The 23,009-nt window shown below is 70.8% G+C and carries 27 protein-coding genes and 1 pseudogene; 13 read left to right on the plus strand and 15 right to left on the minus strand.

Features of this window, described 5'->3' with window-relative positions; translation table 11 throughout:
• Positions 1-14: 14 nt before the first annotated feature.
• Together ACGGCP_RS26230 and ACGGCP_RS26235 are read right to left on the minus strand one after the other, a co-directional pair.
• Positions 15-1,016, minus strand: coding sequence for an MsnO8 family LLM class oxidoreductase (locus tag ACGGCP_RS26230; RefSeq protein WP_392971482.1), 1,002 nt, complete (start codon positions 1,014-1,016; stop codon positions 15-17).
• 61 nt (positions 1,017-1,077) lie between these two features.
• On the minus strand, positions 1,078-2,544 hold the full coding sequence (locus tag ACGGCP_RS26235) for a class II fumarate hydratase (protein WP_392971485.1): 1,467 nt from the start codon (positions 2,542-2,544) through the stop codon (positions 1,078-1,080).
• A gap of 122 nt (positions 2,545-2,666) precedes the next feature.
• On the opposite strand from ACGGCP_RS26235, the gene ACGGCP_RS26240 reads away from it, so the two are divergent.
• On the plus strand, positions 2,667-2,963 hold the full coding sequence (locus tag ACGGCP_RS26240; protein ID WP_392971487.1) for a GNAT family N-acetyltransferase: 297 nt from the start codon (positions 2,667-2,669) through the stop codon (positions 2,961-2,963).
• Here ACGGCP_RS26240 and ACGGCP_RS26245 read toward each other — a convergent pair.
• Positions 2,960-3,931: a pirin family protein gene (locus ACGGCP_RS26245; protein WP_392971579.1), complete on the minus strand. Its 972-nt coding sequence runs from the start codon at positions 3,929-3,931 to the stop codon at positions 2,960-2,962. The genes ACGGCP_RS26240 and ACGGCP_RS26245 overlap by 4 nt on opposite strands.
• Before the next feature lie 135 nt (positions 3,932-4,066).
• Here ACGGCP_RS26245 and ACGGCP_RS26250 point away from each other — a divergent pair, with 135 nt between their 5' ends.
• A complete protein-coding gene (locus tag ACGGCP_RS26250; RefSeq protein WP_392971490.1) occupies positions 4,067-4,534 on the plus strand; it encodes a MarR family winged helix-turn-helix transcriptional regulator in 468 nt (155 codons plus the stop codon).
• A 4-nt stretch (positions 4,535-4,538) separates the two neighbouring features.
• Here the strand turns inward: ACGGCP_RS26250 and ACGGCP_RS26255 are convergent, their stop codons facing one another.
• Complete coding sequence (locus ACGGCP_RS26255; RefSeq protein WP_392971493.1) at positions 4,539-5,468, minus strand: oxidoreductase; 930 nt, start codon at positions 5,466-5,468, stop codon at positions 4,539-4,541.
• A 164-nt stretch (positions 5,469-5,632) separates the two neighbouring features.
• Here ACGGCP_RS26255 and ACGGCP_RS26260 point away from each other — a divergent pair, with 164 nt between their 5' ends.
• Together ACGGCP_RS26260 and ACGGCP_RS26265 are read left to right on the plus strand one after the other, a co-directional pair.
• Entirely contained in the window at positions 5,633-6,217 is a 585-nt protein-coding gene (locus ACGGCP_RS26260; RefSeq protein WP_392971496.1) for a TetR/AcrR family transcriptional regulator, read from the plus strand.
• A gap of 96 nt (positions 6,218-6,313) precedes the next feature.
• Complete coding sequence (locus tag ACGGCP_RS26265) at positions 6,314-7,267, plus strand: pirin family protein (protein ID WP_392971499.1); 954 nt, start codon at positions 6,314-6,316, stop codon at positions 7,265-7,267.
• 9 nt (positions 7,268-7,276) lie between these two features.
• On the opposite strand, the gene ACGGCP_RS26270 is transcribed toward ACGGCP_RS26265, so the two are convergent.
• Together ACGGCP_RS26270 and ACGGCP_RS26275 are read right to left on the minus strand one after the other, a co-directional pair.
• Complete coding sequence (locus ACGGCP_RS26270) at positions 7,277-7,723, minus strand: hypothetical protein (protein ID WP_392971502.1); 447 nt, start codon at positions 7,721-7,723, stop codon at positions 7,277-7,279.
• 192 nt (positions 7,724-7,915) lie between these two features.
• On the minus strand, positions 7,916-8,530 hold the full coding sequence (locus tag ACGGCP_RS26275; RefSeq protein ID WP_392971505.1) for a LysE/ArgO family amino acid transporter: 615 nt from the start codon (positions 8,528-8,530) through the stop codon (positions 7,916-7,918).
• 124 nt (positions 8,531-8,654) lie between these two features.
• On the opposite strand from ACGGCP_RS26275, the gene ACGGCP_RS26280 reads away from it, so the two are divergent.
• Positions 8,655-9,308: a VOC family protein gene (locus tag ACGGCP_RS26280; protein ID WP_392971508.1), complete on the plus strand. Its 654-nt coding sequence runs from the start codon at positions 8,655-8,657 to the stop codon at positions 9,306-9,308.
• On the opposite strand, the gene ACGGCP_RS26285 is transcribed toward ACGGCP_RS26280, so the two are convergent.
• The 6 genes from ACGGCP_RS26285 to ACGGCP_RS26310 all read right to left on the minus strand — a co-directional run bounded on the left by ACGGCP_RS26285 (position 9,305) and on the right by ACGGCP_RS26310 (position 13,240).
• Positions 9,305-9,904, minus strand: coding sequence for a dihydrofolate reductase family protein (locus ACGGCP_RS26285; protein WP_392971511.1), 600 nt, complete (start codon positions 9,902-9,904; stop codon positions 9,305-9,307). The two genes, ACGGCP_RS26280 and ACGGCP_RS26285, sit on opposite strands and share 4 nt — an antisense overlap.
• A 71-nt stretch (positions 9,905-9,975) precedes the next feature.
• Positions 9,976-10,974, minus strand: coding sequence for a helix-turn-helix transcriptional regulator (locus ACGGCP_RS26290; RefSeq protein ID WP_392971514.1), 999 nt, complete (start codon positions 10,972-10,974; stop codon positions 9,976-9,978).
• Between the two features lie 321 nt (positions 10,975-11,295).
• Positions 11,296-12,105 (minus strand): cation transporter, encoded by an 810-nt coding sequence (locus ACGGCP_RS26295; protein ID WP_392971517.1) that lies wholly within the window; start codon positions 12,103-12,105, stop codon positions 11,296-11,298.
• Positions 12,105-12,434, minus strand: coding sequence for an ArsR/SmtB family transcription factor (locus tag ACGGCP_RS26300; RefSeq protein WP_392971520.1), 330 nt, complete (start codon positions 12,432-12,434; stop codon positions 12,105-12,107). Before ACGGCP_RS26300 ends, ACGGCP_RS26295 begins: the two co-directional genes overlap by 1 nt.
• Before the next feature lie 151 nt (positions 12,435-12,585).
• The gene (locus ACGGCP_RS26305) at positions 12,586-12,903 is read right to left on the minus strand and encodes a hypothetical protein (protein WP_392971523.1); all 318 of its coding nucleotides are present in this window, start codon (positions 12,901-12,903) and stop codon (positions 12,586-12,588) included.
• 4 nt (positions 12,904-12,907) lie between these two features.
• Positions 12,908-13,240: a hypothetical protein gene (locus ACGGCP_RS26310; protein ID WP_392971526.1), complete on the minus strand. Its 333-nt coding sequence runs from the start codon at positions 13,238-13,240 to the stop codon at positions 12,908-12,910.
• 239 nt (positions 13,241-13,479) lie between these two features.
• On the opposite strand from ACGGCP_RS26310, the gene ACGGCP_RS26315 reads away from it, so the two are divergent.
• The 4 genes and pseudogenes from ACGGCP_RS26315 to ACGGCP_RS26330 all read left to right on the plus strand — a co-directional run.
• Positions 13,480-14,316, plus strand: a complete 837-nt coding sequence (locus ACGGCP_RS26315; protein ID WP_392971529.1) for a Scr1 family TA system antitoxin-like transcriptional regulator — start codon at positions 13,480-13,482, stop codon at positions 14,314-14,316.
• Complete coding sequence (locus ACGGCP_RS26320) at positions 14,300-14,542, plus strand: DUF397 domain-containing protein (RefSeq protein WP_392971532.1); 243 nt, start codon at positions 14,300-14,302, stop codon at positions 14,540-14,542. The genes ACGGCP_RS26315 and ACGGCP_RS26320 overlap by 17 nt, the downstream gene beginning before the upstream one ends.
• Positions 14,543-14,738: 196 nt before the next feature.
• Positions 14,739-15,833, plus strand: coding sequence for a cation diffusion facilitator family transporter (locus ACGGCP_RS26325; RefSeq protein WP_392971535.1), 1,095 nt, complete (start codon positions 14,739-14,741; stop codon positions 15,831-15,833).
• A gap of 143 nt (positions 15,834-15,976) precedes the next feature.
• A pseudogene (locus ACGGCP_RS26330) lies at positions 15,977-16,105 on the plus strand (VOC family protein); the annotation flags it as partial.
• Positions 16,106-16,170: 65 nt separating this feature from the next.
• Here the strand turns inward: ACGGCP_RS26330 and ACGGCP_RS26335 are convergent.
• Entirely contained in the window at positions 16,171-16,893 is a 723-nt protein-coding gene (locus ACGGCP_RS26335; RefSeq protein WP_392971538.1) for a hypothetical protein, read from the minus strand.
• Between the two features lie 177 nt (positions 16,894-17,070).
• Here ACGGCP_RS26335 and ACGGCP_RS26340 point away from each other — a divergent pair, with 177 nt between their 5' ends.
• Both ACGGCP_RS26340 and ACGGCP_RS26345 read left to right on the plus strand, forming a co-directional pair.
• Positions 17,071-18,300, plus strand: coding sequence for a glycosyltransferase (locus ACGGCP_RS26340; RefSeq protein WP_392971541.1), 1,230 nt, complete (start codon positions 17,071-17,073; stop codon positions 18,298-18,300).
• Between the two features lie 140 nt (positions 18,301-18,440).
• The gene (locus ACGGCP_RS26345; RefSeq protein ID WP_392971544.1) at positions 18,441-18,821 is read left to right on the plus strand and encodes a VOC family protein; all 381 of its coding nucleotides are present in this window, start codon (positions 18,441-18,443) and stop codon (positions 18,819-18,821) included.
• Here ACGGCP_RS26345 and ACGGCP_RS26350 read toward each other — a convergent pair.
• Complete coding sequence (locus ACGGCP_RS26350; protein ID WP_392971547.1) at positions 18,818-19,318, minus strand: TetR/AcrR family transcriptional regulator; 501 nt, start codon at positions 19,316-19,318, stop codon at positions 18,818-18,820. The genes ACGGCP_RS26345 and ACGGCP_RS26350 overlap by 4 nt on opposite strands.
• A 114-nt stretch (positions 19,319-19,432) precedes the next feature.
• On the opposite strand from ACGGCP_RS26350, the gene ACGGCP_RS26355 reads away from it, so the two are divergent.
• The gene (locus tag ACGGCP_RS26355; RefSeq protein WP_392971549.1) at positions 19,433-20,014 is read left to right on the plus strand and encodes a hypothetical protein; all 582 of its coding nucleotides are present in this window, start codon (positions 19,433-19,435) and stop codon (positions 20,012-20,014) included.
• A 59-nt stretch (positions 20,015-20,073) separates the two neighbouring features.
• On the opposite strand, the gene ACGGCP_RS26360 is transcribed toward ACGGCP_RS26355, so the two are convergent.
• Complete coding sequence (locus ACGGCP_RS26360; RefSeq protein WP_392971552.1) at positions 20,074-20,952, minus strand: alpha/beta fold hydrolase; 879 nt, start codon at positions 20,950-20,952, stop codon at positions 20,074-20,076.
• Positions 20,953-21,049: 97 nt separating this feature from the next.
• Here ACGGCP_RS26360 and ACGGCP_RS26365 point away from each other — a divergent pair, with 97 nt between their 5' ends.
• A complete protein-coding gene (locus tag ACGGCP_RS26365; protein WP_392971555.1) occupies positions 21,050-22,981 on the plus strand; it encodes a BTAD domain-containing putative transcriptional regulator in 1,932 nt (643 codons plus the stop codon).
• Positions 22,982-23,009 lie beyond the last annotated feature (28 nt).

Below are 23,009 nucleotides of genomic sequence, written 5' to 3' on the forward strand. Positions count from 1 at the left end.
AGATCGGCTGGCCCCTAAAGGTTCGCGAGTTCGGCGAGGCGGCGGTGGGAGTCGAAGAGGGCCTTGCGGTCGTAGGACGAGGTGCCGACGAGGAGTTCGTCCGCTCCCGTGGCCTCGACCAGCTCGGTCAGGCGCGGAGCGACCTCGTCGGCGGTGCCGTAGACCGCGCCCGCCAGCGCCTGTTCGAGGTACTTGGACTCGCGGCTCGTCTTCGCGGCCGCCCTGATCGCGGCGGGAGGCAGCAGCGGACGGAACTCGCCTCTGGTGCGGGACAAGGCAGTCGACCAGTGTTCGGGCAGGAGCAGGTCTTCGGCGGCCTCGCGGGTCTCGGCGACCGCGACGGTCTGCGCCACGACGACGTACGGCTCCGACCGCCACGCCGAGGGCCGGAAGTCGCGCCGGTAGTCGTCGATCTTGGCGCGTGTCGCCGTGAGCCCCTTGGACGGGGCGATCACGAGGCCGACCCCGTGCCGGGCGGCGTACTCGCCGCCAGAGCCCACCGCCAGGACGAACGGTTCAGGGCGCAGCCCTTCGCCGGGGCGGGCGTGGACGCCCGGGTGGGAGGTCTGCTCGCCGGTGAAGTAGCCGAGGAGCTCGGTCAGGAGCGCGTCGAAGTCGTCAGCCTCGTCGAGGTCGTGGCCGAGCGCCGCGCGGACGGCCGGGACGAACCCGAGAGTCCGCCCCAGGCCCATGTCGATGCGGCCTTCGAACAGGGACTCGAGGACCCCGAACTGCTCGGCGACCACCAGCGGCCGGTGGTTGGGCAGCATCACGCCGCCCGTGCCGACCCGGATCCGGGAGGTCGCCGCCGCCACCGCGGCCGCCAGCACCGTGGGGGCCGAACCGGCGATGCCGGGCACGCTGTGGTGCTCGGCCACCCAGCAGCGGTGGAATCCCAGGTCCTCGGCCTGCTTGGCGTTGGCGACGACGTCGCGCAGGGTCTCGGCGGGCGTCTCGCCCTCGGCGATGACGGCGCGGTCGAGCAGCGAGAGCCGAAGGGGCTGCGGAGTCCTCATATGCCGCGCAACGCCCGCGCGGCCGCGAATGTTTCACGGACCGCCCCGATCGTGCCCGGCTTCACCGGCCCGGGTCGAGGCCGAGGTCCCTCCGCGGGTTGCCGACCATGGTCGCGGGGTCGACGATGCGGTCGAAGTCGGCGGCGCTCACGCCCAGCGCCAGCGCGGCCTCGCGGAGCGTCGAGCCCTCCTCGTCGGCCTTGTGGGCGATCTCGGTCGCCTTGTCGTAGCCGATGTGCGGGCTCAGCGCGGTGACGAGCATGAGCGATCGGTCCACGTGCTCGCCGATCCTGGCCCGGTCGAGCTGCGTCCCTTCGACACTGAAGTCCTTGAGCTTCTCGGCGGCGTCGCCGAGGATGCGGGCCGAGTGGAGGACGTTTGCGATCACCACGGGCCGCATCGTGTTCAGCTCGAAGTGGCCCTGCGCCCCGGCGGCGGCCACGATCGAGTCCTCGCCGATCACCTGGAGGCACACCATGAGCGTGGCCTCCTGCTGGGTCGGGTTGACCTTCCCCGGCATGATCGAGGAGCCCGGCTCGTTCGCGGGCAGCCGCAGCTCCGCGAGGCCCGCGCGCGGGCCCGAGGCGAGCCAGCGCATGTCGTTGGCCACCTTCATGAGTGCGACCGCGACACCGCGCAGGCCCGCGCTCACCGCGACCATCCCGTCCAGGGACGCCTGCGCCGCGAACTTGTTCGGGGCCGTCACCAGCGGCAGCCCGGTGAGTTCGGCGAGCTTCGCGGCGATCGCCTCGCCGAAGCCGTCCGGGGCGTTGATGCCCGTGCCGACCGCCGTGCCGCCGGCCGCGAGGCCGCAGATGCTCGACAGCGAGTCCTCAAGGCGCACACGGGCATCGCGCAGCTGCGCGGCCCACCCGGACCATTCCTGGCCCACGGTGAGCGGCGTGGCGTCCTGCAGGTGGGTGCGGCCGATCTTCACAACGTCGACCCACTGCTCGGCCTTGAACCGGATCGCGGCCGTCAGGGCGTCGAGCTGCGGGAGCGTCCGGTCGCGCAGCGCCAGCAGCGTCGCCAGGTGCATGGCCGTGGGGAAGCTGTCGTTCGAGGACTGGCTCAGGTTGACGTGGTCGTTCGGGTGGACCGGGGACTTCGTGCCGAGCTCGCCGCCGAGGAGCTGGTTGGCGCGGTTGGCGATGACCTCGTTGACGTTCATGTTCGTCTGGGTGCCCGACCCGGTCTGCCACACCGACAGCGGGAACTCCGCGTCCAGGTCCCCCGAGACGACCTCGCCCGCCGCGATCACGATCGCCTCGGCCAGCAGCGGATCGAGGAGCCCGTTCGCGGCGTTCACGAGCGCCGCGGCCTCCTTCACCCGCCCGAACGCCCGGTACACGGCCGTGGGCATCCGGTCCTCGCCGATCGCGAAGTGGTGCAGGGAGCGCTGGGTCTGCGCTCCCCAGTAGTGCTCGGCCGGGACCTCGACCCGCCCCATCGAGTCGCTCTCCGACCGCGTTCCGGTCGCGCCGGTGCCCACCGGCAGGGTGCGGATCCGGTACTGCTCGTTCACCATCGATACGGCCTCCTCGTCTCGCCCCAGGATTCCACGATTCCGGCGCTGCCGCTAAGACTCCGGGTTCGGTGGACGCCGCGCGGTCGGCGGACCATGCTTGGCGGGAGACCCGAGGAGGCATCGTGGACGTGACCGACGCGCCGGACCGCGGCCGCTACGAGGTGCACCAGGACGGGAGGCTGCTCGGCTTCGCGGACTACGTGCGCCGCGAAGGGGTGATCACCTTCACGCACACCGAGGTGCTCCCCGAGGCGGCGGGCACGGGTGCGGCCGCCGCGCTGGCGCGGGCCTCGCTCGACGACGCGAGGGCGCGCGGCGAGCGCGTGCGGCCGCTGTGCCCGTACTACGCGCGCTTCGTCGAGCGGCACCCCGAGTACCAGGACCTGGTCGTCGGGGACCGCGCACTGAAGCACCCCTAGTCGGCGTGCGGGAGGCGCTTCGCGGGGATCACGCCGAGCCGCCCGGCCTGGTAGTCCTCGAAGGCCTGCACGAGTTCGGCTTTGGTGTTCATGACGAACGGGCCGTAGTGCGCGACGGGTTCGCGGATCGGCCGCCCGCCCATGACGTAGAGGTCGAGTTTCGGTGTGCGCGAGTCCTGTCGCGGCGAGGCGGCCACGCGGATGGCGTCGCCGGGCCCGAACACGGCGGTCTGTCCCATCTGGAACGGGCGCCGGTCGGTGCCGACGGTTCCGGCTCCGGCGAGGGCGTAGACGATCGCGTTGTACTCCGGGTGCCACGGCAGGTCCACTTGCGCGCCGGGCTCGACAGTGATGTGCGCCAAGGTGATCGGCGTGTAGGTGGAGCCGGGTCCGGCGTGCCCGGCGATGTCTCCGGCGATGATGCGGATCAGGGAGCCGCCGTCGGGCGTGGTGACGAGCGCGGCCTGGCCGCCGCGGATGTCCTGGTAGCGCGGGGCGACGAACTTCTGGGCGCGCGGCAGGTTGACCCACAGCTGGGTGGCGTGGACGACGCCGCCGCTCATGACGAAGCTCTCGGGCGGCATCTCGTTGTGGAGGATCCCGGCCCCGGCGGTCATCCACTGGGTGTCGCCGTCGGTGATGCGCCCGCCGCCGCCGTTGGAGTCCTCGTGCTCGATGACGCCGTCCATGACGTAGCTGACGGTCTCGAAGCCGCGGTGCGGGTGCCAGGGCGCGCCGGTGGGCTCGCCGGGGGCGAGGTCGACTTCGCCCATGTGGTCGAAGTGGACGAACGGGTCGAGCTCGTGCATCGGGACGCCCGCGAAGCCGCGGCGGACCTGGAAGCCCTCGCCTTCCATGCCGAGCGGCGCGGTGACGAGCCGCTTGACCTCGCGGAAGCGGGTCTGGGCGGGGTCGGGCAGCGGCAGGCGGGGCAGGACGAGGACGTCTTCGACGGTGACGGCGGGCATGGCGATGCCTCTGCTTTCCTTCACGGCGCACCGGCCGCGGTGGACCCGCGCCCGTACATGATGCGTCATGTTCTTCTGTTCGAACTGTAGCGCTGGATAGATGATGTGTCAAGAACCGGGTAGGATGGGGTCATCATGAACGACGAAACCCAGTGGCTGAGCCCGCGAGAGCAGCGTTCCTGGCGTGCCTTCATCCGCATGAACCAGAAGCTCACCGCCCGCCTCGGCAGCGAGCTCCAGGCGAACGCGAAGCTCTCCGGCCCCGACTTCGCGATCCTCGTGGCCCTCACCGACGAGCCCTCCGGCCGCCTGCGCTTCCAGGAGCTCGCCAAGGCCATCGAGTTCGAGCAGAGCCGCCTGTCGCACCAGATCGGCCGCATGAACAAGCGCGGCCTCGTCGCCCGCGAGGAGTGCGCCGAGGACGGCCGCGGCGCGTTCGTCACCGTCACCGCCCAAGGCCGCGCGACTATCGAAGCGGCCGCCCCCAAGCACGTGGCCGCCGTCCGCCGACTCGTCCTCGACGCGGTCTCCCCCGAGGAGTTCGAGGCATTCGGCGACATCGCCGAACGCATCATCAAGCACCTGGACGAGACCGCGCCGTAGCCCGCTATGCGGCCGCGAGCTGGAACTTCACTCCGGTCAGCTCCTCAGAGAGGGTCCACAGGCGGTTCGCCGTGCCCTGGTCCTTCGCCTCGGGGATGGTGTCGACGACGACCGGCGGGCCCTTGCGCTCGTTCTTGCCCTTCGGGCCGTAGTACTCGCCGCCCTGTGCCTTCGGGTCGGTCGCCGCGCGCAGCTGCGGCAGCGCGCCGTCGGCCTGCGACTGCGTCACGAACGGCATGACGAGGCTCCCGACCACCCGGATCGGGAGGTTGGTCCCGTTCGCCATGAGCCGGGTCGCGGAGAACCCCGGGTGCGCGATCAGGCTGCGGACCGGGCTCCCGGCCGCGCGCAGCCGCCGGTCGAGCTCGAGGCCGAACACGGCGTTGGCGAACTTCGACTGGCTGTAGTAGCCGACCGCGCTGTACCGCTGTGCGCCGGTGAGGTCGTCGAAGTGAATCTTGCCGTGCCGGTGCGCGAGCGAGGAGACCGTGACCACGCGCGGGTCGCGGCCCGCTTCGAGCAGGCCCAGGAGCCGCCCGGTAAGCGCGAAGTGGCCGAGGTGGTTGGTCGCGAACTGGCGCTCGTGGCCCTGCGGGCTCAGCGAACGCGGCGGGGCCATCACTCCCGCGTTGTTGACGAGGACGTCGAGGCGGCCGAGGTCGGCCGTCAGGCGGTCGGCGAACGCGGCCACCGAGTCGAGGTCTTCGAGGTCGAGCGTGCGGACTTCCAGGTTCGCGCGCGGATGGTCGGCGCGGATGTCCTCGACCGCCTTGCGGCCCTTCTCCTCCGAACGCGAGGTCATGATCACGCGCGCGCCGCGCCCGGCCAGCGCGCGGGCGGTCTCGATGCCGAGGCCGCTGTTGGCTCCGGTGACGACGACGGTGCGGCCGGTCTGGTCGGGAATGTCGGCGACGGTCCACTGCCTGCTGCTCATCGGGTGTCTCCTTCGGTTTCGCGCGGGCCTGGCGTCCCGTCCGCGAGGTAAGCTGAACTTGGGTTCATCTTCATCATGAACCATGATTCAGGTTATTGCAAGCTTCACGGCGCGCGTCGCGCCGCGCGATGCCATACGATGCGGTCCGAACGAGAGGAGACGGGATGAGCGCGGAACGCCCCCTGCGCGCCGACGCCGCGCGCAACCGTTCCAAGATCCTGGAGGCCGCCGACCGGCAGATCATCATCCACGGCCCCGAGGTCCGCATGGAGGTCATCGCCGAGGAGGCCGGGGTCGCGGTCGGCACGCTCTACCGGCACTTCCCCACCAAGGACGCCCTGGTCGCGGCCGTGGTCGAGGAGCACGTCGAGTGGATCATGAACGAGGTCGAGGCCGCGGCCGACCGCATGGAGGCCGGAGCGGACCCCCTCGACGAGTTCCGGCGTTTCCTCCTCGCCACCGTCGAGCTCGCCGCGAGCGACAAGGCCGCCAAGGCCGCCGCGCGGGCGCTCGGCGCGCAGCTCGACATCGAGCGGCCGATCGCGCGCGGCACCGCCGCCATCGAACGGATCATCAAGGTGGGCAAGGACAACGGGTGCTTCCGGCCCGATCTGGCCGTGGAGGACTTCCACCTCCTCTTCGCGACCGTCCCGGTGGACCAGCCGCCCAAGGCCCGCGAACGGTTCCTTGAGCTCATCCTCAACGGCGTCGTCGCCGTGCCCGCTGCGAAGCCGAACGCCGCCGATTGACTGAGGTCGACTACCTCGACGCCGAGATATATTCTTTCACTGACTCGTATGGCGCGGTTCAGGACTGGTGCGCCTGCCGCGCGCTAGAGTGACCGCGTGAGCAATCTTGAGGTCCGTCCCGAAGTGGAGCCCTGCCGGACCTCGGACCCCGCCGGGCCCGAGGCGACCCTGCTCCAGGCCCGCGAAGTGCCGCTCGGCGGCGTCCGCCACATGCACGTGAGCCGCACCCTGCCGCAGCGCGAGATCCCCACGGTGGGCGCGTGGTGCTTCATCGACCAGTTCGGGCCCGAGCGCACCGACATGCGGGTCCTCCCCCACCCGCACTCGGGGCTCCAGACGGTGACCTGGCCGGTCAGGGGCGACATCAACCACCGCGACAGCCTCGGCTCCGACGTGATCCTGCGGCCGGGCCAGCTCAACCTCATGACCAGCGGCCCCGGCATCGCCCACTCCGAGTTCTCCGTCGGCGAGCGCCCGCTCATCGAGGGCCTGCAGCTGTGGGTCGCGCTTCCCGACGGCGGCAACGGCATCACGCCGGGCTTCGAGCAGCACGCCGCGCTGCCTCGCTTCGACCTCGAAGGCGCGCACGGCATCGTGGCGCTCGGCGACCTCGCCGGGGCCGCCTCGCCTGCGACCGTGTTCACGCCGATCGTGGGCGCGCAGATCACGGTCGAGCCCGGCGCGGCCCCGGTCCTCCCGCTCCGGCCGGACTTCGAGCACGCGGTCCTCGTCATCTCCGGCACGCTCCGGGTCGACGGGACGCCGCTGGCCCTGGGCCCGCTGCTCTACCTCGGCACGGGCCGCGAGTCCCTGCCGCTCGCCTCCGACGAGGGCGCGACGGTGTTCCTCCTCGGCGGCGAGCCGTTCATGGAGGAGCTGGTCATGTGGTGGAACTTCGTCGGACGCTCCCATGAGGACATCGTCGCCGCCCGGACCGCCTGGGAGGACCCGGACCAGACCCGCTTCGGCCGCGTCGAAGGCCACGACGGCGCCCGTATCCCCGCGCCCCCGCTCCCAGGAGGCAGGCTCCGCCCCCGAGGCCGCCGCTAGCGCCGAGGTTCAGGTCAGCCAGGCGTAGAGCACGTTGACGAGTATGCCCAGCGGGATCGACATGAACAGGCCGATCGACCACGCCCACCGGTCGCGGATGGAACGACGGCGGTCCTTGGCTTCGTCCGCTCGTGTCATGATGGCCCGCAGCGCCTCGGCGTGCTCCTTCTTGATCGCCAGGAGCCGTTCGTGTTCCTCCGCCTCGGTTCGCAGTATGTCGAGCGCTCCGCGCTGCTTGTCCACCTCGGTCTTGAGGTCGGCCATGAGGGCGTCGAGCGAGGCCGATGCGGCGTCGATCTCCGCTAGGCGGCGCTTGACCCGTTCGCCGACGGGCCGCCGCTCGTCTAGTCGGATGTCGCGGCGCTCTTTGATGCGCCTGCGCAGCCAAAGGAAGACGACCCCGATCGCAAGCGCGGCCAGTGCTCCGCCGAGAGCCCACACGGGGTCGCCGAGCACGATGTCGCCGTCGCCGACCGTGCCCGCACCGGATGAGACTGTCGCTCAGCGCACCGACAATCGACATCCACGTTTGCACGCGAGTTGAGGACTCGGGGCGGTTCGATGAGCCGGGTGGGAGGGACACGGGGTACTTGCATCGATTAAACGGCACGACCACGAGCGACGTGTGCCCCGACGGAGAGCTTGTCCTCAGAGGAGAATCTGGACGAACTCGACTGCGAGCCAGGCGGCGAACACGAGCAGGATCAGGCCGGAGACGCGGTCGAACCAGACGCGGCGCTCCTTGGTCATGAAGCGGCGCAAGGCATGTGCCGCGCCCGCCAGCAGGAGGAACCAGGCCCACGAGGCGCTCACCGCGCCGATCGCGAAGGGCAGGCGGGTGCCGACGGCTTGGGCCGTGATGGCCGCGCCGAGGACGCCCACGGTGTCGAGGATGGCGTGCGGGTTGAGGAGTGAGACGGCCATGGTGCGGCGCAGGACCTGGCCCCTCGACCAGACGCCGGTCTCGTCGTCAAGGTCGGCGGGCTTGGCGCGCAAGGACTTCACGCCCAGGTAGGTGAGGAACAGCGCGCCCGCGGCGAGCATCGCGGGCCGCAGGCCCGGCACCGAGTTGAGGAGCGCGGAGGTCCCGGCCGCGCCCAGGATGATCAGGATCGAGTCGCACACCGCCGCACCGACTACCGCCCACAATGCACGGGGCATGCCGAGCGAGACCCCCTGCCCGAACACGAACACGTTCTGCGCCCCGATCGGCACGATGAGGGCGAGTCCGAGGGCGAGCCCGGTGAAGAAGGCGGCAGTCACCGCGCCATGGTAGCCGCGGCCGGACCGAACCGGTGATTTCGAGAGGGCTCGTGAATGAGGACTGTTTCTGTCCTGGTTCCCAGTGAGGATGGTGCCTGTCGAACGACATGCGAAGGGAAACGACATGACTGCGATACCGCCCGCACCGGCCGGGTCGAACACCGTGAATCCGTTCATCGTGGCCGAGGGCGCCGCCGACCTCATCGATTTCATCGTCGAGGTCTTCGGGGCCGAGGACGTGCCCGAGGCGCGGACGCTCGACGAGGAGGGGCAGATCCTCCACTCCGAGCTGCGCATCGGCGACTCGACGCTAACGGTCTGCGACCGAAAGGCCGATTGGCCGTTCACGCCCGCGCTGACCCGGGTCTACGTCCACGATGTCGACGCGGTCCTCGCCCGCGCCGAGAAGCTCGGCGGCCGGATCGTCACCCGACCGACCGACTTCTTCGGCGACACCCTCGCCCGGTTCCAGGACCCTAGTTCGAACCTGTGGTGGGTGTACCTGCACGACCCGGACGCCGCACAGGACTGGTCCGGCGACGGCGGCACCGCGGAGGGAGCCGGAGACTGGCAGGCGGGTGCCCAGGCGGAATCCGGAGCCGAGGCCTGGCAGGCGCACGCCGGTACGGACTCCGAAGTGGACGAAGGCGGTGCGGACTGGGCGGCCGCGGGAGCGGACGCCGACTGGCACGCCTTCAGCACTCCCGAGCTCGAGTACATCAACGCGACGCTGCACGAGGGCATGCGCGGCCTGCGCGACCCCCGAGCGGCGGGTTAGGGCTGGTCCTCACTCCGCCTGCGTACCGGAAAACGCAGGTGGAGCACCCGGCTGCCCCGGACCACGTCCTCCGGGTCCTCCAGGAGGTGCTGGGCATCGACCGACCCGAAGAAACGCTTGCCGGAACCGAACACGACCGGCGCGACGTCCATCCGCACCTCGTCCACCAGCCCGGCGGCGAGCACCTGGCCGCCGACGTCACCGGCGGCGACCTCGACGATCCGGTCCCCCGCGAGCTCCTGGGCCTTGGCCACGGCCGCCTCGATGCCGTCGACGAAATGGAACGGCGCGTCGGGGAACCATCCCTCGGGCCTGCCCCGGTGGGTCACGACGACGACGCTCTCGACACCGGCCGGCGGGGTCCCGTCCCAGCCGTTCGTCATGTCGAAGACGCGGCGCCCGGCGATCGTCGTCCCGATCCCGTCCCAGTACGCCCGGGTGTAGTCGTAGGACGCCCGCGACACCTTCAGGAAGCCGCTCCCGTCCAGCGGCACTTCGCCGCCGACCAGCCAGTCGAACAGCGGGCCGGGCTGGTCGTCCTCGTCTGCGATGAACCCGTCCACCGACACCGTGGCGTACATGACCACCTTGCCCATCGGAACCCTCCTAGGTCTCGGGATCCCCTCAGGCTAACGCCTCGCGAGCCGCCCGGCCCGCAAGAAGTCGATCAGTCGGCGGAGGCCCGACGTGTCGCCGGACGGCCGTCGCCGGGCGGACGCTCCAAGGCTTCGAGCATGCCGCGCAACAAGACCCGCAGCTCGGCCCGGTCCGACTCGGCGAGTTCCACCCGGTACGCGGTGCCCGCCGGAATCCACGACAACCCGTACGCGATATCGCGGGCGCTCGCGCCGCCGACCGGCCAGCGCGTGCGATTAGGCCCGTCGGGGGCCGCGCCGTGGGCCCATTCGCCGAACGCGGCCTTGAACGCGTTGAAGGGCAGGTCGACGACGGCGGTCGCGGTCTCGGTGCTCGGCCCCCAGGTGCGGGTGACGGCGATGAGGTCGTCGATGCGCTCGGGCGTGAGGGGGCGCGGGTTGAACCTGACCCGCAGCGATTCCATGGCGGTGAGCCGGTCGGCGCGGAAGGTGCGCCAGTCGGCGCGGTCGAGGTCCCAGCAGACGAGGTACCAGTCGGTGCCGTCTGGGACGAGCGCGTACGGCTCGACTCGGCGGGACTCGTTGCGGCCCTTGGGCGGCCGGTAGGTGAGGCGGACGCGTTCACGGTCCCGGCAGGCGAGCGCGAGGTCGGTGAGCACTTTGGACGAGAGGTCGCCGCCCTTGCCGCCGTGGTCGGGTGCGAGGGCTTTGACCTGTCGGCGCAGGCGCTGCGGCAGGACCTGTTCGAGTTTCGCGAGGGCCGACAGCGCTGATTCGGCGCCTCGGCGCAGGCGTCCGGTCGCGGCCATGCGCAGGCCGAGGGCGATCGTCACGGCCTCTTCATCGGTGAGCAGGAGCGGGGGCAGCGCCGCGCTCGCTTCGAGCCGGTACCCGCCGTAGACGCCGGGGACGGAGTCGACGCGGTAGCCGAGCCCCCGGAGGCGTTCGACGTCGCGGCGGACGGTCCTCACTGTCACGCCCATCCGCTCGGCGAGTTCGGAGGCGGGCCAGTGCCGGTGGGACTGCAGGAGGCTGAGCAGGGTCAGGGCCCGCCCGGTCGCATCGCTCATGCGGCTCGCCCGGCGGCGGTGCGGGCGACTTGTTCGCCCTGGTCTTCGCAGTCGGCCCGCAGTGTCTCGCGGCAGGTGCGGTGACGGTCCGGGTGCGACTTGATGTCGGTCATGTCCGCGATCGTGCCATCCGGGTGCGACGCCCGCGCTCATCTGCCGAAGGTTCGGTTGAGGGGTGAGGTCGGCGCGGCCGGGCGTTGCGCTGCCTGGCCGCGCCGACCGGGTGGGTGTGGTGGTGGTCGTGTTCGGGTTTTCGGGTGGCCGTGTCCGACCGTGCGCTCCTGTGCAGGCGATGGTGTCGGCCGGGCCTGCGGCGAAGGTCTAGTGGCGGTCGTTCGCGCAGCAGTCGTCGGGTTCGGCGTGAGTCGCCTTGGGGGCCTTCATGATCGTCAGCATCTTCGGGGCCCCTTCCCCGGCTGGGCTGCAGCAGCCGTCCTTGCAGTCGTCGTTTTCGGCGGTTTCATCGGTCACGGTCAGGCCGACCGGGGCGCAGCAGTTGTCGCCCTTCCACGCTTCGCGGCCTTCTTTGACGGCGAGGGCGGCGATGGCCATGGCCGCGAACGGGTCCGCCCACCACCAGCCGAAGGCGCTGTTGACGACGAGGCCGACCAGGAGCACCGCAGAGAGGTAGGTGCAGAGCATGGTCTGTTTGGAGTCGGCGACGGCCGAGGCCGATCCGAGTTCGCGCCCGGCCCGGCGCTGGGCGTACGACAGGCCCGGCATGACCGCGAGCGAGACGGCGGCGAGGACGATGCCGACCGTGGAGTGGTCGGCCGCCTCCGCACCGATCAGGGCGCGGATCGACTCGACGGTGACGTAGGCGGCGAGCGCGAAGAACGCGATCGCGATGAGTTTCAACGCGACCTTCTCGCGGGCTTCGCGCTGCTCGTGCGTGGCAGCGGAGAACTGCCAGGCGACGGCAGCAGCGGAGGCGACCTCGACGATCGAATCGAGGCCGAAGCCGATCAAGGCCGTCGAGGAGGCGATGGTGCCCGCGCTGATGGCGACGACCGCTTCGATCACGTTGTAGGTGATCGTGGCGGCGACCAGGAGCCGGACGATCCGGGTGAGGCGGTCTCGCCGCTCCGGGGTGAGGACGGGCGGTGCGGTGTGGGTGTGGGCTGCGGCCATCAGCAGCAGCTCTCTTCTGCGGTGGCGTCGCAGGCCGCCGGGTCGACGGTGAGGGCGATGTTCAGGAGGTCGCCGAGGGCGTGGGCGAGGCCGGGGTCGGCCAGTTCGTAGCGGGTGCGGCGGCCTTCGGGGACGGCCACGACCAGGCCGCAGCCACGAAGACATGCGAGGTGGTTGGACAGGCGTTGCCGCGAGACGCCGAGCAGGTCGGCCAGGTCGGCCGGGTAGCCGGGGGCTTCGCGTAGCGCCAGGAGGAGGCGGGAGCGGATGGGGTCGGACAGGGCATGGCCGAAGCGGGCCAGGACCTGTCCGTAGGTCAGGGTCTCCATGACGCGAACAGTACACGGAATCGTGTATTCACGCAATGGTGTACTCATCGCCTCCGGCCGCACCCGGGCAGAACACTGCCCGGACCGGCACAGAGCCGGTCCGGGCTTTCTTGTTTGATCGCCGCTCGCTTCCGCTGAGGGGCGGGTGCGGTCAGCCGATATCGGGGGCGGCGATGAGCGCGCGGGCGAGTTTGAGGATCCACTCGCACCACTCGTCGTTGTTCCACGCGCCGTTCCAGATCGGTTTGTCCTCTGGGTCGTCGGTGAACCGGGAGCATTCGCGAGCGCCCGCGCCGTCGTCGACGTCGATCAGGTAGACGGTCGGGCCGTTCGGGTAGCGGCCCCGGTCAGGCGGGATCTCGTAGACGCTGAAGACGGCTGGGCCCCTTCGGAAGCCGCCGAGGTGGCCGTGGATGCCGGGTTCGCCGTCGGAGCGGAGGTTGTACGGGCCCTCCTCGGATGCGGACATCGTCTTAGCCACGGCAGAACCGGATCGACGCCGGGTTCTCGGGGATCAGCGACCGGCCCCGGTAGAACACCCGGAACGCCGACTCCTCGACCCAGATCTTCCAGTTGGGCTTGAAGGACCGCCAGAACGGCCCCCAAGTCGCTTTCAGGTCCCCGGAGTTGAGGCCGGAGACGATCAGGACGATGTCTTCGCCCGCCCCGGTCAGAACTTGGAAGGAGTCGGGCGCATCGGCGCACGATGCTCGGACCCGGTAGGTCCGATAGTCATCGCTGAACGAGCCACGATCGAGCTCGCCCTGTTCAGTTGCGCCGGTCCGGCTTTCATGGTGCATCGCCACCACTTGCCTCCTTTGGATGGTCGTTTCGCCTTCACTGAATTTAATCGGTAAAACCGCAGGTCACAAGAAGAGACTTGTCGACCGCGCGCCAGACGCCGAGCTGAACCACCCTGAGAAAATAGGCCGAGAAACTCGGCGTTGCCCACTCCCCCAACGACACTCCGGGGCTTCCAGAATCAGTCGGCCTATGCGATAGTGGATGGCCAAATCAAGAGCAGGCACAAATCTGGGGGGCAGGTATGGTGATCGAGGACTCCGCATGGTGGTTCCTCAAGACCATGGGCAGGACGCACCGGCTCAAGACGGGGAAGACCCAAAAAGAGGTCGGCGACGCCATGGAGCGCTCGGAGGACACGATCCGCGCCTGGGAACTCGGCCGGACCGACATCCCATCGCTGCTAGCCGCGCTCTACGCCAAAGCATGCGGCATGGACGACGAAAGCGCCCGGTACATGAAGATGGTCGCCACAGCGCGCAAGAAGGGCGAGCCGATCGAGGCGGACGCGCGATACAACGCCATGTTCATCGCCCTGGCTGAGGGCACTTGCGGCTTCATCTTCAAATTCGATGCACTCATCATCCCGGGCCCTCTGCAGACCAAGGGCTTTCACTTCGGCGTGATGCCACTGGTGGAACCGACTGCCTCAAAGGATCGACTCGCCAAAGGCTGGGCGTTCAAGGAGGAGCGAGCAGAATCCCTCGCAGATCGCGGCGACAAGCCGACGATCATGTTCCTCATCGGAGAAGCCGGGCTTCTTCAGCTCCGCAAGATCTCGGAAGACCTGTACCAAGACCAGATGGCCCATCTACGCAAATGGGCGCGGAAGCCGGGGGTATCGATCCGCATCTTCAGCGCGCCCGTGTACGCGCGATACGGAAACTTCAGCATCTACAAGCCCGGTAACAGCGAACTCGCCTGCCCTCCGTTCGTCTATACCGAGAGCATCGACTCCAGCTGGTGCATCGATGACCAATCGCGCATCGCGAGCTACGATGACCTCCGCAAGAAGCTGTGGAAAATGGCGACTCGGATCGAGGTCTATCACGATGACGACAGGCGTGACCGTTTGGCGTAAGAGCACCCGCAGCGGGGCAGGCAACGACTCCGACTGCGTCGAGATTCGCAGGACCTGGCGCAAGAGCACCCGCAGCGGTGGCGGTAACAACTCAAGCTGCGTCGAGGTCGCCGTCTGCTCAGGCGATGACGGCTTCCACCTGCGGGACTCGAAGCTCGACACCGACTCCCCGGTGTTCGACCTGTCCCCCAAGGACTTCAGTGCCCTGATGAACGCGGCAGGCTGACAGCACAGACATCCAAGCCAAGGGCCGGAAACCGCGCAGCGGTTTCCGGCCCTTCGGCGTCGAGACAGCTCGTGCACTTCGCCCGTAGGAGGGGTGGGCTCTTGCCAGGGTTGGGCAGATGCGAGCGTTTTGCCTGGTAGATCGGCCTATAATAAAGGGTTCGCGCCGCTCGACATCGCTGAAGGCAGGGAGCCCAATGTCCGGCCATGACCACCCGCACCACGCCCAGGCGCATGGCACGCACGACCATGGCGGCCATAGCCACGGCCGCGATGGACACAGTCACGAGCACGAACATGATCACGACCATGCCCATACCCACACCTGGCTCGACCGGTTGAAACACCTGGTATCGCCGCACTCGCACGACAGCGCGGACAAGGTCGACCGTGCGATGGAGTCAAGTCGCGAAGGCCTGCGGGCGCTCTGGATCTCCCTGGCGGTCCTCGGAGCGACCGCCGCTGCCCAGGCCGTCGTCGTGGCATTCACCGGTTCGGTGGCGCTGCTGGGCGACACGCTCCACAACGTCGCAGATGCGCTCACCGCGATCCCGCTCGGCATCGCGTTCGTCCTCGGGCGTCGTGCGGCGACCCGGCGGTACACCTACGGTTTCGGCCGCGCGGAAGACTTGGCGGGCATCGTCATCGTCGTGGTGATCGCCGCTTCGGCCGTCGCGGCGGGGGTCGCGGCGATCGACCGGCTTCGTCATCCCGCCGAGGTCGAGCACCTGTGGGCGGTGGCCGCTGCGGGTCTGGTCGGGTTCTGCGGCAATGAACTCGTCGCCCGGTACCGCATCCGCGTTGGGCGTCGGATCGGCTCGGCCGCGCTTGTCGCGGACGGGCTTCACGCGCGGACCGACGGATTCACGTCGCTCGCGGTCCTACTCAGCGCAGGAGGGGTGGCGATGGGCTGGGGGTGGGCCGACCCGATTGTGGGTCTGGCGATCACGGTCGCGATCGCCTTGGTGCTCAAGGACGCTGCGAAGCAGATCTACCGGCGTCTGATGGACGCGGTCGACCCTGAGACCGTGGACCGGGCTGAAGCGGTCCTGGCCGGGACTCCGGGCGTGAGCGGTGTGGGCGCGGTGCGGCTGCGGTGGGTCGGGCACCAGCTGCACGGGGAAGTGGACATCGTCGTGGATGCGGCGCTTACGGTCACCGATGCGCATGCGATCGCCGTCGACGCCGAGCACCGGCTCATCCACGCGGTCCCGCGTCTAACCCGCGCGACCGTCCACACCGACCCGGCCGATCTGCCGGACGCACATCGGGTCCTCGCCCACCACGCCTGACCGACCAGCGAAGGTCGGGTCGGAAGGCACCGGACCGGCGGCGTCAGGCGGTCGGCGTCGGCCGGTCGGGCAGAAGGCCGGTCGGCCGGTTGGGCAGGCGCCCACCGGGCGAGCGGGCGGGCAGGAGCAAGCATGCGAGGCAGGCGCGGGTCGCCGCTGCGCTCGCGGCCGGGGGCACGCTCGTCAGCGACCGTCATGCGCCGATGTACTGGACCCTCGCCGACCCGGAAGGCAACGAAGTCGACCTCGCCACCTGGATCGGACGCGACTGAGACCGGGTGAGCGGAACGCGGCGTCAAGGCCGGCCGAGGCCGTGCGGGCAGGAGGCGGTGCCGGGCTAGTCGAGGGCGAGTGAGCGGTAGACGGCTTCGGCTTCGTCGATCGCCTGCTCGTGCTCGTCGAAGTCGCGTTCGGCGGCGGCGGTGTCGACGCCGCAGGCGCGCTGGCGTTCGCGGAGCCAGGGTTCTTGTCCGATGTAGACGGGGAAGGCGAGGACGTCGAGTCCGGGGTAGAGGTCGAACTCCTCGGTGCCGCCGTTGCCGGAGGTGGAGAACCACCCGAGGTCCGGGCTGTAGCTGAACAGCCCGGAGGCGAGGCCCGCGGTCCACTGGTCGAAGAGCGTCGCCAGGCTGGTGGCGGCGCGGATCGCTGTGCCGAAGTTGTCGACGTCGATCTCGTACCGCCAGATCTCGCCGACGCGGTCGCCGTCGAGGACGAACATGAAGACGATCTCGTCGTGGAAGAACAGCGGGATCTGGCGGCGCCAATTGAAGGGCACGCCCGCCGCGAGCACCAGGAAGTCGAAAGCGGTGCGCACGCTGTCGTGCGTCGGCCAGGGCTCCATGGAGCAGCCGTTGACGAAGTGGCGGTCGTGCCAGCCCAGGTTCTGGATCCAGAGGAGCTGTTCGGGGAGGTGATCGGTGTCGAAGACCTTGCGGGCCAGGTCGAGCGGCGGGTTCGGGTCGGGGGCGGCCGGGGCGGGCCAGGGTTGGCCCGCCGCGATGGCCGCGTCGCGGTAGCGCTCGGCGGCGGCGCGCAGCACGGGGATCTCGTCGAGCATCAGGGGTCTCCGGGGCGTTCGAGGGGAACGACGAAGGGGCCGGCGTTTCCGCTTGCCCCTCTCATTATTTCTAGCACCGGCCCGGAAACCGGGTGCACGGGGCTGCAGAAAGGGGCTCTGACCTGGGGCACAATGGCGGATCGAAGCCATCGTCGGTGCGAAAGAGGGAGACCGGACATGCGCGTATTGCTTTCGACTCGCGGGTCGCGCGGGGACGTCGAGCCGCTCGCCGCGCTCGCTCAGCGGCTGCAGGCCCTCGGCGCGGAGACGGCGGTCGTCGCGTCGCCGGATCCGGAGTTCACGGAGGTGCTGGGGAGCGTCGGGGTCGCGCACCTGAAGGTGGGCGGATCCGTGCGTGATCTCGTCACGGGCAGGAACCCGGGGCAGATGGAGCGGCTGCTCGCCGACTTCGAAGGGCACGCGAGGGAGCTCGTGGAGGACTATGCGGGGGCGCTACTGGCGGCCGCCGAGGACGGGTGCGACGCGATCGTGGGGACGGGGCTGTTCCCGAGCGTCGTGGGGGCGCGGGCGGCGGCCGAGCTGCTGGGCGTCAGGTTCGTGTGCGCGGTGCTCCAGCCGACGACGCTGCCGTCGCATTCGCACCCGCCGACGCCGATGCGGGGGTGGGCCTGGCCGGAGGAGGTCACCGACAACATGGCGCGGTGGGAGTGGGACGTCGAGAAGATGAACGGCCTGTTCGGCGAGGCCGCCAACGGGTTCCGGACGTCGATCGGGCTCCCTGCGGTCGCGAACGTGCGCGACCACACCTACACCGCGCAGCCTTGGCTGGCGACCGATCCGGTGCTGAGTCCTTGGGAGCCTACGGGTCTGGACGTGGTGCAGACCGGGGCGTGGATGCTCGAGAACCGGAGCCCGCTCGCGCCTGAGCTCGAGGCGTTCCTGGAGGCGGGCGAGGCGCCGGTGTACGCGGGGTTCGGGTCGATGCCGATGCAGGCGGCGCGGGACGCGGCGCAGGTGGCCGTGGCGGCGGCGCGGGCGAACGGGCGGCGTCTGGTGCTCGCGGGCGGTTGGGCGGAGCTGGGCGAGGGTGTCGGCGGCGACGACGTGCTGGTGATCGGCGGGGTGAACCAGCAGGCGCTGTTCCCGCGCGTGGCCGCGATCGTGCACCACGGCGGGGCGGGGACGACGACCACGGCGACACGGTCGGGCTCGCCGCAGGTGGTGGTGCCGCAGATCGTGGACCAGCCGTACTGGGCGGGCCGGGTCGCGGATCTGGGTGCCGGTGTGGCGCATGACGGTCCGGTGGCGACGAGGGAGTCGCTGACGGCGGCGCTGCGGCAGGCGCTCGCGCCGGGGACGGTGCGGCGGGCGGCCGAGGTCGGGGCGATGATCCGCACGGACGGCGCGGAGGTCGCCGCGAGGCGGCTGGTGGACGAGATCAGCTAGCGGGCGCGGGCGCACTCCCCCGCGCCCGCGACTACGCCGTTGCGGCGCGCGGCCGTCGTCTCCTACGAGATCGCATTCGCGCACGCCCTCCCGCCGTATTCCGGTGGCGGCCGGAGGGTGGCTGCGGCAGACTCGCGGGCATGGTCTCGGAACTGCAGAACGTCGCGATCGACTGCGCGAACGCTTACGAGCTGGCGCTGTTCTGGAGCAAGGTGTTCGACCGTCCCCTGCACCCGGAGGACAGGCCCGGCGACGAGGAGACGGAAGTGATGCTGCCGGGCGGCCCGGCGATCTTCTTCAACCAGGTCCCGGAGCCGAAGACCGTCAAGAACCGGCTGCACCTGTGCCTGCGCCCGAAGACCACGCGTGAGGAGGAGGTCGAGCGGCTGCTCGGGCTCGGTGCCTCTCTTGTCCATGATCGGCGGAACGCCGACGGCACCGGCTGGGCCGTGCTCGCCGACCCCGAGGGGAACGAGTTCTGTGTCCTCAGAGGCAATGCCGAACGCGCGGCGGCGTCTTAGCCGCGCGCGGCTTCAGTGTTGAAGCGGTCGGGTTGACCTGCGAGCCTTTGCAGGGTGTCGAGCCAGACGGCGCCGTGGACGCGGAGCCACCAGGCGAGCGCTTCGTCCTCTGTGGTTGGTCCGAGGCGGTCGGCGGCGAGGTCGAGGACCGAGGCGATGAGGTCGAGGCGGAGCGACTGGTCGATGCCGAAGGCGTCGAGGTCGGCGGCGAACAGGTACTGGAAGTGGCGGGGCTCGGCGTGCGCGTAGGCGGCGTAGCCGCGTTCGAGGGTGTTCGCGTTGGGGGCCTTGGCGAGTGCGTCGAGGAGGTCGGCGGCGCAGGAGCGGTAGACCTCGGCGAGCAGGCGTTTGCGGTTGCCGAAGTGGCTGTAGACGCACATGGTCGAGCGGCCCGCGGCCTCCACGAGTCGGCGGACGGAGAGGTCACCGGTGCCTTCGCGGCCGATGAGGTCGCGGCCGCCGCGCACGAGCTGCTCGGCGACGGTCAATGAGGACATCTGCGGCTCCGCTGCTCGGTAACGGTTCGGCGCCTGCGCTTGACAGGACGCCGCCACCAGCATAACAATCGTTATTCAGATAACAAGCGTTATTCCCTCGCTTCGGAGGTCTCCATGACCGCATCCCTCCCCCGCCTCGAACTGCGGCTCGCCGCCGTCGCCGGATGGCTCAGCGCCGCGATCATCCTCGTCAACACCGCTAAGCGGGCCGAGATCCTGCCGACCACGGCGGTCACGCAGCTCCTCGCCCCGCTCGCGCAGATCTTCGCGATCGGGTTCATGCTCGGGCTCTACATCGCCTGCCGCGGCAGGCGAAACGGCCTGCTCACCGTCGGGCTGGCCGCGAGCCTCGCGGCCGTCGCGGCGCTCGTGGGCGTCGAGTTCGTGATCAACCTCGTGTTCGCCTACCTCGAACCGTCCCAAGTGGATGCGCTCCGAGCCGGGCCGCTCGGGACCGCGCTCACCGTCGCCTCGATCCTGTTCATCCTCGCGGCCGTCGTCTATGCGGCCGGACTGTGGCGCGGCGGCGCGCCCCGCATCCCGCTCGCGCTGTACGCGGCCTCGACGTTCCCGATCGGCCTGCGCGCCTTCGTGCCCGAACTGGCGCTCCAGCTCGCGCTGGTCGTGCTCGCGGCGGCGGTCGTGTGGCTCTCGGCGGTCCTGTGGCAGCGGGCGCACGCGCCAGCTGTCGCCTAGCGGAAGGGCGTGCCTCCCGAGGTTCGGGGGGCACGCCCTTTCTCTGTGCGACAAAGGGTCTAACGGGCGAGCAGGTCCCGCAAGGCCTTCACCACCGAAGCCGGGTCCTCTTCGGCCATGAAGTGGCCGGCGTCGGTGAGCCGGTGGTCGAGGTCCGGAGCCCAGGCGCGCCAGACCGCCGCCGCGTCGTAGCCGAGGGCCGCGCCCCAGTCCTGCTGGACCACAGTCACCGGCATGCGCAGGAGGTTGCCGTCGGCGCGGTCGGCGCGGTCGTGGTCGAGGTCGATGCCCGACGAGGCGCGAAGATCGGCCACGATCGAAGGGACCGCCTCGCGCGAGGCCCGCAGGTACTCGGCGCGGACCGGGCCCGGGATCGCCGCCGGGTCTTTCGTCCAGACGTCGAGGAAGTGGCCGAAGAACTCGTCGGCGCTCGCCGCGATCATCCGCTCGGGCAGGCCGGGCGGCTGGGCCATCAGGTAGAGGTGGAACGCGACCGCCGCGTCCGCGCCGTGCAGGACCTCCCACATGTCGAGGGTCGGGACGACGTCGAAGATCGCCAGATGCGAGACCGCGTCCGCGTGCTCCAGGCCCGCGCGGACAGCGACCAGCGCGCCGCGGTCGTGCCCGGCCAGCGCGAAGCGGTCGTGGCCGAGCCGTTCGGCGAGGCGGACGATGTCGGCGGCCATGGTGCGCTTGGCGTACGTCTCAGGCCCGGTCTCGGCGGGCTTGTCGCTCGCGCCGTAGCCGCGCAAATCGGGGACGATGACTGTGTGGTCGGCGGCAAGCTCGGCGGCGACGTGACGCCACATGAGGTGGGTCTGCGGGAAGCCGTGGAGCAGGACGACCGGGTCGCCTTCGCCGCCGACGGCGGTGTTGAGGGCGACGCCGTCGGCGACGGCGATCCGGTGGTAGTCGAAGCCGGGGATCGCGAGGTTCATGGTTGCTCCTTGTCGGTTCGGTGGGTCTCCTCGAGTGTGCGAGTCGCCGATGAGCGTTGGATGAGCGCGATAGTTTGGCACCGGAACGGAGGTGGCCGTGCGGGTGCGAATCGGGGTGCTCGGTCCGGTGCTGGCCTGGGACGAGGCGGGGTCTGCGCTGGACCTGCGGGGGCCGCGGCACCGGGCGGTGCTGGCGCGGCTGGTGGCCGCGCAGGGCCGGGTCGTGGCGGTGGATCGTCTGGTCGCGGACCTGTGGGCGGAGCCGCCCGCGGGGGCGGTGGGCGCGGTGCGGACGTTCGTGGCGGCGCTGCGGCGGGCGCTGGAACCGGACCGGCGGCCGCGTTCGCCCGCGCGGGTGCTGGTGACCGAGGGGCCGGGGTACGCGCTGCGGGTCGGGCCGGAGGCGGTGGACGCGTGGCGGTTCGAGGCGGCGGTGAGTGCGGCGGAGGCTCTGCCGGCGCACCAGGCGGTCGCGGTTCTCGATGGGGCGCTTGGGGAGTGGCGGGGCGCGGCGTACGCGGACTTCGACGAGGCGTGGGCGGGTGCGGAGCGGTCGCGGCTCGAGCAGTTGCGGCTGGGCGCGGTCGAGCGCCGGGCCGGGGCGCTGCTGGAGACGGGTCGGCCGGGCGAGGCGGTGCCGGGCCTGGACGTGCTGGTGTCGGAGCATCCGTGGCGCGAGGAGGCGTGGCGGCTGCTGGCGTTGGCGTTGTACCGCAGTGGACGGCAGGCGGATGCGCTCGCGGTGCTGCGGCGGGCGCGGGCGCTGCTGGACGAACGGCACGGGGTGGAGCCGAACGCGCGGTTGCGGCGGTTGGAGACGGACCTGCTGCGTCAGGCCGATCCTGGTGCCGAAGGGGCCGAGGCGGTCTGGGCCGCGACGGCGGCGGCGTACGACCAGACGGTGGGGGCGCGGTCGTCTGCTCGTCTGGAGTCGACGGTCGGTCTGTTGCGGAGTCTGGCGCTGACCGGGGGCGCGGGGCTCGGGACGGCGCAGGAGCAGCGGGCGGCGACCGTGGCGGCGGCGGAACGGTTGGACGATCCGGAGCTCGCGGCGCGGGTGATCGGCGGCTATGACGTGCCCGCGATCTGGACGCGGTCGGACGATCCCGCGCGGTCGGCCCGGATCGTGGCGGCAGCGGAGCGGGCGTTGGCGCGGTTGGGCGAAGGGGCGCACGAGGTGGACCGGGCGCGGCTGCTGGCGGTGGTCGCGGTGGAGTCGCGGGGCGTGCCGGGGCCGCGTCCGGCGGAGGCGGCGGCCGAGGCGGAGCGGCTGGCGCGGGAGCTGGGCGATCCGGCACTGCTGGCGTTCGCCCTCAATGGGGTGTTCATGCAGTCGTTCGGGCGGGCGGGGCTGGCTGCGGAGCGGGATCGGATCGGGGCGGAACTGGTCGAGGTCGCGACGCGGCACCGGCTGCCCGCGTACGCGATCCTGGGGCATCTGGTGCGGGTGCAGGCGTTGAGCGCGCTGGCGGACTTCGCGGGCGCGGATGCGCATGCGGCGGAAGCGGACCGGTTGGCGCAGCGACACGAGCGGCCGCTCACGGGGGTGTTCACTGACTGGTACCGGGCGATGCGCGATGCGGCGCTCGGGGCGCCGGTCGCGGAGGTCGAGGCGGCTTATCGGGCGGCGGACGCGCGACTGGCGGGGTCGGGGATGCCGGGCGTGCAGCGGGGGTTGCTGCCGCTGGCGCTGTTGTGCGTGCGGTTGGAGCGCGGGGAGGCTTTGGCGTTCGCGGACGAAACCGATTGGGGCCCTTACGGTCCTTGGGTCGGCCCGGTGCTGTTGGCGGGCGCGGGTCGGGAGTCCGAAGCGGCGGCGGCGCTGCGACGCGTGCCGGACCCGCCGGGCGACCTGATGCTGGAGGCGATGTTGGCGCTGGCGGGGAGGGCGGCGATCGCCTTGGGCGACAAGGAGGCGATGGCGAGGGCGGAGGCGGCGCTGGCTCCGGCGGCGGGCGAGCTCGCGGGCGCGGGAAGTGGAATGTTGAGTCTCGGGCCGGTGGCCGGACTGCTCCGCGAGCTTCGCTGACGGCGGGGTGTCGACTGGCGGCGGGCGG

The organism is Glycomyces sp. NPDC048151, assembly GCF_043202775.1.
In the GTDB taxonomy this organism is placed as follows: domain Bacteria; phylum Actinomycetota; class Actinomycetes; order Mycobacteriales; family Micromonosporaceae; genus Glycomyces.

What these genes read in the sequence shown, in the direction of transcription:
- ACGGCP_RS26300 (WP_392971520.1), bottom strand. Translation starts at nt 12,434, where the DNA reads ATGGAGACCCTGACCTACGGACAGGTCCTGGCCCGCTTCGGCCATGCC.
- ACGGCP_RS26340 (WP_392971541.1), top strand. Translation starts at nt 17,071, where the DNA reads ATGCGCGTATTGCTTTCGACTCGCGGGTCGCGCGGGGACGTCGAGCCG.
- ACGGCP_RS26345 (WP_392971544.1), top strand. Translation starts at nt 18,441, where the DNA reads ATGGTCTCGGAACTGCAGAACGTCGCGATCGACTGCGCGAACGCTTAC.
- ACGGCP_RS26280 (WP_392971508.1), top strand. Translation starts at nt 8,655, where the DNA reads ATGACTGCGATACCGCCCGCACCGGCCGGGTCGAACACCGTGAATCCG.
- ACGGCP_RS26290 (WP_392971514.1), bottom strand. Translation starts at nt 10,974, where the DNA reads ATGAGCGATGCGACCGGGCGGGCCCTGACCCTGCTCAGCCTCCTGCAG.
- ACGGCP_RS26355 (WP_392971549.1), top strand. Translation starts at nt 19,433, where the DNA reads ATGACCGCATCCCTCCCCCGCCTCGAACTGCGGCTCGCCGCCGTCGCC.
- ACGGCP_RS26255 (WP_392971493.1), bottom strand. Translation starts at nt 5,468, where the DNA reads ATGAGCAGCAGGCAGTGGACCGTCGCCGACATTCCCGACCAGACCGGC.
- ACGGCP_RS26360 (WP_392971552.1), bottom strand. Translation starts at nt 20,952, where the DNA reads ATGAACCTCGCGATCCCCGGCTTCGACTACCACCGGATCGCCGTCGCC.
- ACGGCP_RS26285 (WP_392971511.1), bottom strand. Translation starts at nt 9,904, where the DNA reads ATGGGCAAGGTGGTCATGTACGCCACGGTGTCGGTGGACGGGTTCATC.
- ACGGCP_RS26235 (WP_392971485.1), bottom strand. Translation starts at nt 2,544, where the DNA reads ATGGTGAACGAGCAGTACCGGATCCGCACCCTGCCGGTGGGCACCGGC.
- ACGGCP_RS26335 (WP_392971538.1), bottom strand. Translation starts at nt 16,893, where the DNA reads ATGCTCGACGAGATCCCCGTGCTGCGCGCCGCCGCCGAGCGCTACCGC.
- ACGGCP_RS26350 (WP_392971547.1), bottom strand. Translation starts at nt 19,318, where the DNA reads ATGTCCTCATTGACCGTCGCCGAGCAGCTCGTGCGCGGCGGCCGCGAC.
- ACGGCP_RS26250 (WP_392971490.1), top strand. Translation starts at nt 4,067, where the DNA reads ATGAACGACGAAACCCAGTGGCTGAGCCCGCGAGAGCAGCGTTCCTGG.
- ACGGCP_RS26295 (WP_392971517.1), bottom strand. Translation starts at nt 12,105, where the DNA reads ATGGCCGCAGCCCACACCCACACCGCACCGCCCGTCCTCACCCCGGAG.
- ACGGCP_RS26230 (WP_392971482.1), bottom strand. Translation starts at nt 1,016, where the DNA reads ATGAGGACTCCGCAGCCCCTTCGGCTCTCGCTGCTCGACCGCGCCGTC.
- ACGGCP_RS26260 (WP_392971496.1), top strand. Translation starts at nt 5,633, where the DNA reads ATGAGCGCGGAACGCCCCCTGCGCGCCGACGCCGCGCGCAACCGTTCC.
- ACGGCP_RS26315 (WP_392971529.1), top strand. Translation starts at nt 13,480, where the DNA reads ATGGTGATCGAGGACTCCGCATGGTGGTTCCTCAAGACCATGGGCAGG.
- ACGGCP_RS26305 (WP_392971523.1), bottom strand. Translation starts at nt 12,903, where the DNA reads ATGTCCGCATCCGAGGAGGGCCCGTACAACCTCCGCTCCGACGGCGAA.
- ACGGCP_RS26325 (WP_392971535.1), top strand. Translation starts at nt 14,739, where the DNA reads ATGTCCGGCCATGACCACCCGCACCACGCCCAGGCGCATGGCACGCAC.
- ACGGCP_RS26245 (WP_392971579.1), bottom strand. Translation starts at nt 3,931, where the DNA reads ATGCCCGCCGTCACCGTCGAAGACGTCCTCGTCCTGCCCCGCCTGCCG.